Origin of the sequence: uncultured Planktosalinus sp., assembly GCF_963973675.1 — a bacterium.
Taxonomy (GTDB): domain Bacteria; phylum Bacteroidota; class Bacteroidia; order Flavobacteriales; family Flavobacteriaceae; genus Planktosalinus.
This window is the reverse complement of sequence record NZ_CAXBAN010000114.1, coordinates 1-7,409: the sequence shown is the minus strand read 5'-3', so window position 1 is coordinate 7,409 and position 7,409 is coordinate 1. Positions and strand designations below refer to the sequence as shown.

At 35.1% G+C, this 7,409-nt stretch carries 6 protein-coding genes; 5 read left to right on the top strand and 1 reads right to left on the bottom strand.

Annotated features, from left to right (window positions below):
* Positions 1-1,674 (top strand): DUF5686 family protein (locus tag AACY61_RS06130; protein ID WP_339610701.1); only part of this gene is annotated, 1,674 nt, incomplete at its 5' end.
* Positions 1,675-1,725: 51 nt separating this feature from the next.
* On the opposite strand, the gene AACY61_RS06125 is transcribed toward AACY61_RS06130, so the two are convergent.
* Positions 1,726-2,367, bottom strand: coding sequence for a protein-L-isoaspartate(D-aspartate) O-methyltransferase (locus tag AACY61_RS06125; RefSeq protein ID WP_339610700.1), 642 nt, complete (start codon positions 2,365-2,367; stop codon positions 1,726-1,728).
* A 202-nt stretch (positions 2,368-2,569) separates the two neighbouring features.
* Between AACY61_RS06125 and AACY61_RS06120 the strand changes: the two genes are divergently transcribed.
* From AACY61_RS06120 to AACY61_RS06105, 4 genes are all read left to right on the top strand, one after another.
* On the top strand, positions 2,570-3,538 hold the full coding sequence (locus tag AACY61_RS06120; protein ID WP_339610699.1) for a Gfo/Idh/MocA family oxidoreductase: 969 nt from the start codon (positions 2,570-2,572) through the stop codon (positions 3,536-3,538).
* A 47-nt stretch (positions 3,539-3,585) separates the two neighbouring features.
* Positions 3,586-4,473 carry a 3-hydroxybutyryl-CoA dehydrogenase gene (locus AACY61_RS06115; protein WP_339610698.1) on the top strand — a complete coding sequence of 296 codons (888 nt, stop codon included), beginning with the start codon at positions 3,586-3,588 and terminating at the stop codon, positions 4,471-4,473.
* Positions 4,474-4,590: 117 nt separating this feature from the next.
* Positions 4,591-5,979 carry a class II fumarate hydratase gene (gene fumC, locus AACY61_RS06110; protein WP_339610697.1) on the top strand — a complete coding sequence of 463 codons (1,389 nt, stop codon included), beginning with the start codon at positions 4,591-4,593 and terminating at the stop codon, positions 5,977-5,979.
* Between the two features lie 247 nt (positions 5,980-6,226).
* Positions 6,227-7,409 (top strand): 7TM-DISM domain-containing protein (locus tag AACY61_RS06105; RefSeq protein WP_339610696.1); only part of this gene is annotated, 1,183 nt, incomplete at its 3' end.

The window sequence follows — 7,409 nt, the reverse complement described above, 5'->3', positions numbered from 1 at the left end:
GTATTTTCAGGAGTCATCTATATTGTTGAAGACAGTTGGCAATTCTATGGAGTTGAACTTACTACCAATGGCAAAGCTATTCAGGTACCTTTTGTGGAAGAATTAGAATTTAAACAAAATTTTAGTTATGACGCCAATGAAAACTATTGGGTAAAACGTTCACAGACCATTGACTTTAGCTTTGGCTTTTTAGGGTTTAAAGGCGACGGAAGGTTTACTGCGGTATACAGTAACTATAATTTTTCGCCGGAATTCACAAACAATACTTTTACAAATGAAGTCTTATTTTTTGAGTCTGAAGCAAACAAAAAAGACTCTACTTTCTGGACCGGAATTAGACCCGTTCCGCTTTCTGATGAAGAAATTGAAGACTATATCAAAAAAGACAGCATTCAAACACTCAGAAAATCAAAAACCTATCTCGACTCAATTGACAGAGAAAACAACAAAATAAGAGTATTGAGCCCGATAACCGGATACTCTTACTCAAACACCTATAACAAGTGGAGAGTAAGTTATGAAGGAGTTTTAAGTAGCATTAATTTTAATACGCTTCAGGGATGGAACATTTCTTCCGGTATTAATTTTAATAAATGGTTTGATGAAAACCGAACCAAAAATCTTTCAGCAACCCTGAATGCCAATTATGGATTTGCAGACGATAAACTTCGCTTTCAGGGTACTGTTTCTAAAAGATTCAATCGCTTTTTGCGAAATACTATTACACTTTCAGGAGGTGAAAAAGTGCAGCAATTCAATAGGTCTGAACCCATTTCCCCGCTTATAAACTCAGTGAGCACAATGTTTTTTGAACGTAATTACCTTAAAGCATATGACCTAACCTACGCAAGAGCTGAGTATTTTCAGGAAGTTTTTAATGGCTTACGAATGTCTGCTACTTTGGGTTATGAAGACAGAAAACCATTGTTTAATCAAACTGATCACGTTTTTATTAAAAACAAAGGCGTTAGCTATACTTCAAACAACCCCCTAAACCCTGATGATTTTGAAAATGCAGCCATCGATCCACATACAATTATAAAGCTGCAAATCAACGCCCGCATTACCTTTGGGCAAAAATATTTTACTTATCCCGATGGGAAGTTTAATATTGAAAACGATAAGTTTCCGGTCTTAATTTTTAATTACGAAAAAGGGGTTGCTGCTTCCAATAGAAATTATGATTTTGATAAAGTTCAAGCCCGGCTTACACAGGGTTTTAATTTAGGTAATAAAGGCCGTTTAAATTACAATTTTATTGGAGGGACCTTCTTCAATGCAGATGGCATTTCTTTTGCTGATTTTCAACATTTTAATGGTAATCAAACGCGAATAGGAACCTCTTTTACATATTCCAATGTGTTTAACCTCTTGCCCTATTATGCACTCAGTACCAACGGAAGTTATTTTGAAGGCCACCTTGAACACGATTTCAGAGGCTTTTTACTAGGGAAAATCCCATTACTAAATAAATTGAATTTCAATTTGGTGGCAGGAGCACACTTTTTAAGTACAGAAAATAACAACCCTTACTCTGAACTTTCAATGGGAATTGACAACATTGGAATTGGGAAATTTCGTTTTTTGAGACTTGATTATGTTCATTCTTTTTATCAAGGCAATGATAAAGGTGCTTTTATTTTTGGTCTGAAAATATTGGACATTATTGAATAAAATTAAAATGATATTGTATGAATATCAACACCTTAAAATGATTTATGAATTTTAATTTTTATCTTCCAGCAAAGGTACAAACCGAAATTCTCCATATTCATTTTTAATAAATTCCTTTTCAGATTTTCTTGTAAAAACGGTCATTATTTGAACTTCTTTTCCAACAGGAATTACAAGGTTCCCACCCACTTTTAGCTGCTCCATTAGTGGTTTAGGAACAAAAGGTGCCCCGGCAGTAACAATTATGCCATCAAAAGGTGCAAATTCCGGTAGCCCCTTGTAACCGTCACCAAACAATGCTTTTTTGGGTCTGTAGCCGATTTTAGGTAAAAAAAGACTTGCTTTTTTAAACAATTCTTTTTGGCGTTCAATTGTAAAGACCTGAGCTCCCATTTCTAATAAAACCGCAGCTTGATAACCGCTTCCGGTTCCAATTTCTAAAACTTTGTCACCCGGGTTAATATTGAGCAATTCTGTTTGTCGTGCTACAGTGTATGGTTGTGAAATAGTTTGATCTGCAGCGATAGGAAATGGTTTGTCTTCATAAGCATGGTCTTCAAACCCTGAATCCATAAACAAATGCCGCGGTATTTTACCAATCGCGTTTAGTACATGTTCACTTTCAATTCCCTTTGCTTGAATTATCTTAACTAACTGATGTCGTTTTCCCTGATGCCTGTGTGTGTCTTTCAATTTTATTTTGGATTGTTTGTTTTGGATTGTTTGTTTTGGATCAAAACAAAAATCGGAAAGTTTAATTGGGATTGCAAGTTTTTTAGGAATAGAAAAACGATTTAATTTATAGATAAAAATAATAAAGATTACAACACATTTGAAACCAATCAAATTCTACATTCTAACAAAAAAACCTTATTTTTGTGTAAAACAAAAAAATATGCTTAATGCCGGAGTTATAGGTGCCGGTCACCTTGGAAAAATTCACTTAAAACTTTTACAGCAGTCCGAAAATTACAACTTAATAGGTTTTTATGATTCCGATTCAACACAACGTCAAAAAATTGTAGAAGAATTTGGATACAAAGCTTTTGAATCTGTTGAGTCATTAATTCAAGCTTGTGATATGGTAGATGTAGTAACACCAACACTCTATCATTTTGAAACTGCAAAAAAGGTAATCAATGCCGGAAAACATTTGTTTATAGAAAAGCCCATAACACAAACCATCGAAGAGGCTGATCAACTTATAGAGCTTGCTGGAAAAAATGGTGTTAAAGGTCAGGTGGGTCATGTTGAACGATTCAACCCTGCATTTATGGCGGTCAATCATATGATTGATAACCCCATGTTTATTGAAACGCACAGGTTAGCAGAATTCAACCCCAGAGGTACAGATGTCTCAGTCGTTTTAGATTTGATGATACACGACATAGATGCCATTTTAAGCGTGGTGCGCTCAAAAGTAAAAAGCATTCATGCCAGTGGGGTTTCTGTCATTAGTGAAACACCAGACATTGCAAACGCCAGAATTGAATTTACCAATGGCTGTGTGGCGAATCTGACTGCCAGTAGAATTTCATTGAAAAATATGCGGAAATCGAGATTCTTTCAACGTGACGCATACATTTCTGTGGATTTTTTAGAAAAGAAATGTGAAGTGGTTAAAATGAAAGACGCTCCTGAAAACCCGGGCGATTTTGATATGATTTTACAAAACGCTGAGGGCATTCAAAAACAAATTTATTTTGACAACCCAAAAGTATCTCCTAACAACGCTATACTTGACGAGCTCAACAGTTTTGCCGAAGCAATTAAAAACGATTCCACTCCAATAGTACCTTTGGAACAAGGTGCTGATGCTTTAAGAGTGGCACTCATGGTATTGGAAAATTTTAAAAAAATATAACTGAAGTTTAATTTAAAAAAACATCTGCCCTACGCAGTTGAAAAATTATGAAAAATATAGCAGTAATTGGTGCCGGAACAATGGGAAATGGCATTGCACACACTTTTGCACAAAGTGGATACAAGGTACAACTTATTGATATTTCTGAAAGTTCTCTCAAAAAAGGGATAGCAACCATCACTAAAAACTTGGACAGGATGGTGGCTAAAGAGAAAATTTCAGAAGCACAAAAAGAAGAAACCCTTGCAAATATCACCACATTTACAAATATGGAAGAGGGGGTGGAATATGCCAGCCTGGTGGTCGAAGCAGCTACTGAAAACGTTGATTTAAAACTTAAAATTTTTAAGGACTTAGACAGTTTTTGCCCTGATGATACAATCCTTGCAACCAACACCTCTTCAATCTCTATCACTAAAATTGCAGCAGTAACTACCCGCCCACAACAAGTAATTGGAATGCACTTTATGAATCCGGTACCCATTATGAAACTGGTAGAAATCATAAAAGGCTACAACACATCCCAGGAGATTTATGAAACCGTTGCTGAAATTTCTAAAAAACTGGGGAAAGTTCCAGTTGAAGTAAATGATTACCCGGGCTTTGTGGCCAACAGAATTTTAATGCCTATGATTAATGAAGCCATCGAAACCTTATACAATGGTGTTGCCGGAGTTGAAGAAATTGATACCGTGATGAAACTGGGCATGGCGCATCCTATGGGCCCACTACAACTTGCAGACTTCATCGGACTGGACGTTTGCCTTTCAATCTTAGAGGTTATGTACGACGGATTTAAAAATCCTAAATATGCTCCCTGCCCCTTACTGGTAAATATGGTTAGGGCCGGCAAACTAGGTGTGAAAAGCAAAGAAGGGTTTTATGACTACAATGACAGCCACAAAGCTGAAAAAGTTTCAGGAATGTTTTCTTAAAATACCTAAACAATTACAAAAAAAGACAGCCTGTTGGGTTGTCTTTTTTATTTATTTTAAGCCAAAAAGAGCAACACTTTTAGTAATTTTGTTAACACTAATAATTGATATTATACTATGGAATATAGAATAGAAAAAGACACAATGGGTGAAGTAAAAGTACCCGCTGATAAACTTTGGGGAGCACAAACTGAACGTTCCAGAGGCAATTTCAAAATAGGTTCACCGGCATCGATGCCGCTTGAAATTATACATGGTTTTGCTTACCTTAAAAAGGCTGCGGCTTACACTAATAGAGAACTAAGTGACTTACCATCAGAAAAAAGAGACTTGATTGCAAAGGTTTGTGATGAAATTCTTGAAGGTCTTCATAACGACCAGTTTCCATTAGTTATATGGCAAACAGGAAGTGGCACTCAAAGCAATATGAATGTCAATGAAGTTATTTCAAACCGAGCACATCAATTGGCAGGAAAGAAAATTGGTGAAGGTGAAAAAACTTTGCAACCTAATGATGATGTAAATAAATCGCAGTCATCAAACGACACTTTTCCAACCGCAATGCACATTGCCGCTTACAAAAAAATAATGGAAGTTACCATTCCGGGAGTGACGGTACTTAGAAATACACTTAAAGCTAAAAGTGATGAATTTAAAAACATAGTTAAAATTGGCCGTACCCACTTGATGGATGCTACGCCTTTAACTTTAGGTCAAGAGTTTAGTGGCTACGTTTCCCAATTAGACCATGGCTTAAAAGCCTTAAAGAACACATTAGATCATTTGTCTGAAATTGCATTAGGAGGAACTGCAGTTGGAACAGGAATTAACACTCCAAAAGGCTATTCAAAACGAGTTGCTGAATATATTTCAAAATTTACAGAGCTTCCTTTTAAAACAGCCGAAAACAAGTTTGAAGCACTTGCTGCTCACGATGCTATTGTTGAAAGTCATGGTGCTTTAAAACAACTGGCTGTTTCTTTAAACAAAATTGCAAACGACATCAGAATGCTAGCCAGCGGACCACGAAGTGGTATTGGAGAACTAATTCTTCCAGCCAATGAACCCGGTTCTTCCATAATGCCCGGAAAAGTAAATCCCACACAATGTGAAGCACTTACTATGGTTTGTGCTCAAGTGATAGGAAATGATATGGCTATTGCTGTTGGTGGAATGCAAGGCCAATATGAATTGAATGTATTTAAACCCGTTATGGCAGCAAATATGTTACAATCTGCCCAACTCTTAGGCGATGCCTGCACTTCATTTGAAGAGCATTGTGCTAAAGGCATAGAAGCCAACAATGAGGTAATTCAAAAACAGCTTAACAACTCTCTTATGCTAGTCACAGCCTTAAACCCAAAAATTGGTTATTACAAAGCTGCAGAAATTGCTAATTCAGCCCATAAAAACGGAACAACACTTAAAGAAGAAGCTGTAAATTTAGGCTACTTAACTGAAAGTGAGTTTGATGAATGGGTGAAACCGGAGGATATGGTAAAATAAAATGTTAATTTTTTTGTTGATTTAATTACATATATTTATTACTTTATTTTTAATTTTATCATTTTATATTATTGATAAACAGTTGTTTAAAATAATATTTTTAATTGGTTTTATTATCAGGTTTCTTTTTTTGAAAGAATTCTTAGAAATACATTTTAAATGACTTCTTCGATAAAATGCATTTTTTATAGGTTAAAATGTTTTTTTGTTTATATTGGTAGTCCCAAATCGTATAAAACATTAACCTATGAAAGCTATTTACCTAAGTGTTTTGCTCTTATTTTGTGCCTCTGTTATTGCACAAAATTCGATTCAATTTGTAAAAGACACGCAACTTAATTTTAAGATTGAAGATTCCGAAAGCGCTGATTTTAAACTGTTTACAAATTCTAATTTCGGATTAGAAAATGGTGCTTACTGGTTTAAAATTAACAGCCTTACAAACAACGAAGGAGTCATTCATATTCCTTCTTCACACGTAAATGATGTCAAGTTATTTTCAGCATCAAAAAAACCAATTGAAGAAATTTCCTACACAAGATACCCTTCATTTCGGTTAGATGAGTTTGAAGAATTTCCAATTTATCTTTATGTGAATTTTGAAAAAGAAGCTTATTTTCCATTACAAATTACTTCAGAAGAAAACTTTGCAAAAGCCAATCAACAATCCTTGTTTAAATTAGGAGCTTACTATGGATTTGCAATCATGGTAATCATTATAAATCTGATGTGCTTTTTTCTGTTTGATGAAAAAGTATTTCTCTATTACAGTGCTGTTTTAACAACTATCACCTTGTCATTTTTCTATAGTGATGGGTTGTTCAGGTTGTTGGGTTATGACAATCTATTTACTACCAACTATCTTGAACCGCTTTTACATTTATCAGTTGCACTGTTTGCCGCACATTTTGCCACAAAGTTTTTAAAACTTGATGACTTAATGCCAAAGTTAAAATGGCTTACAGCAGCATTTCTTGGAACTTCACTAGTTTCATTTGCAACCTATTGGACAACTGAAAACTGGCTGTTTGCAGCAATTGGAAACGCCTTTATATGGGCCGTACTCTTAAATTATTTAATTGCGGGTGCTACCTTGTTCAGACAAAAGGTATATGCTCGTTTTTATGTAGTTGCTTACAGCTTATTATTGATTTTAACCGTCGACTATTATGTACTTACCGGTTTTGGAATCACATTCTTGGGAGTTTCTGCTTTTCATCTAAAAACAGCTGGGATTCTTGAAATGCTTGTTCTCACCTATGCAATAATGTATAGAATGCGGGCATTGAAAGAAGAAAATGAATTAATGCAGATAGAAATGCGCTTATATCTTAAACGCATAGAGTTGTTAAGAAGTCCTGATAATATTCAAATGGTAGATGATTTATACCTTGAAAACCTTGTTAACTTACATGATTTAAGCAATCTTG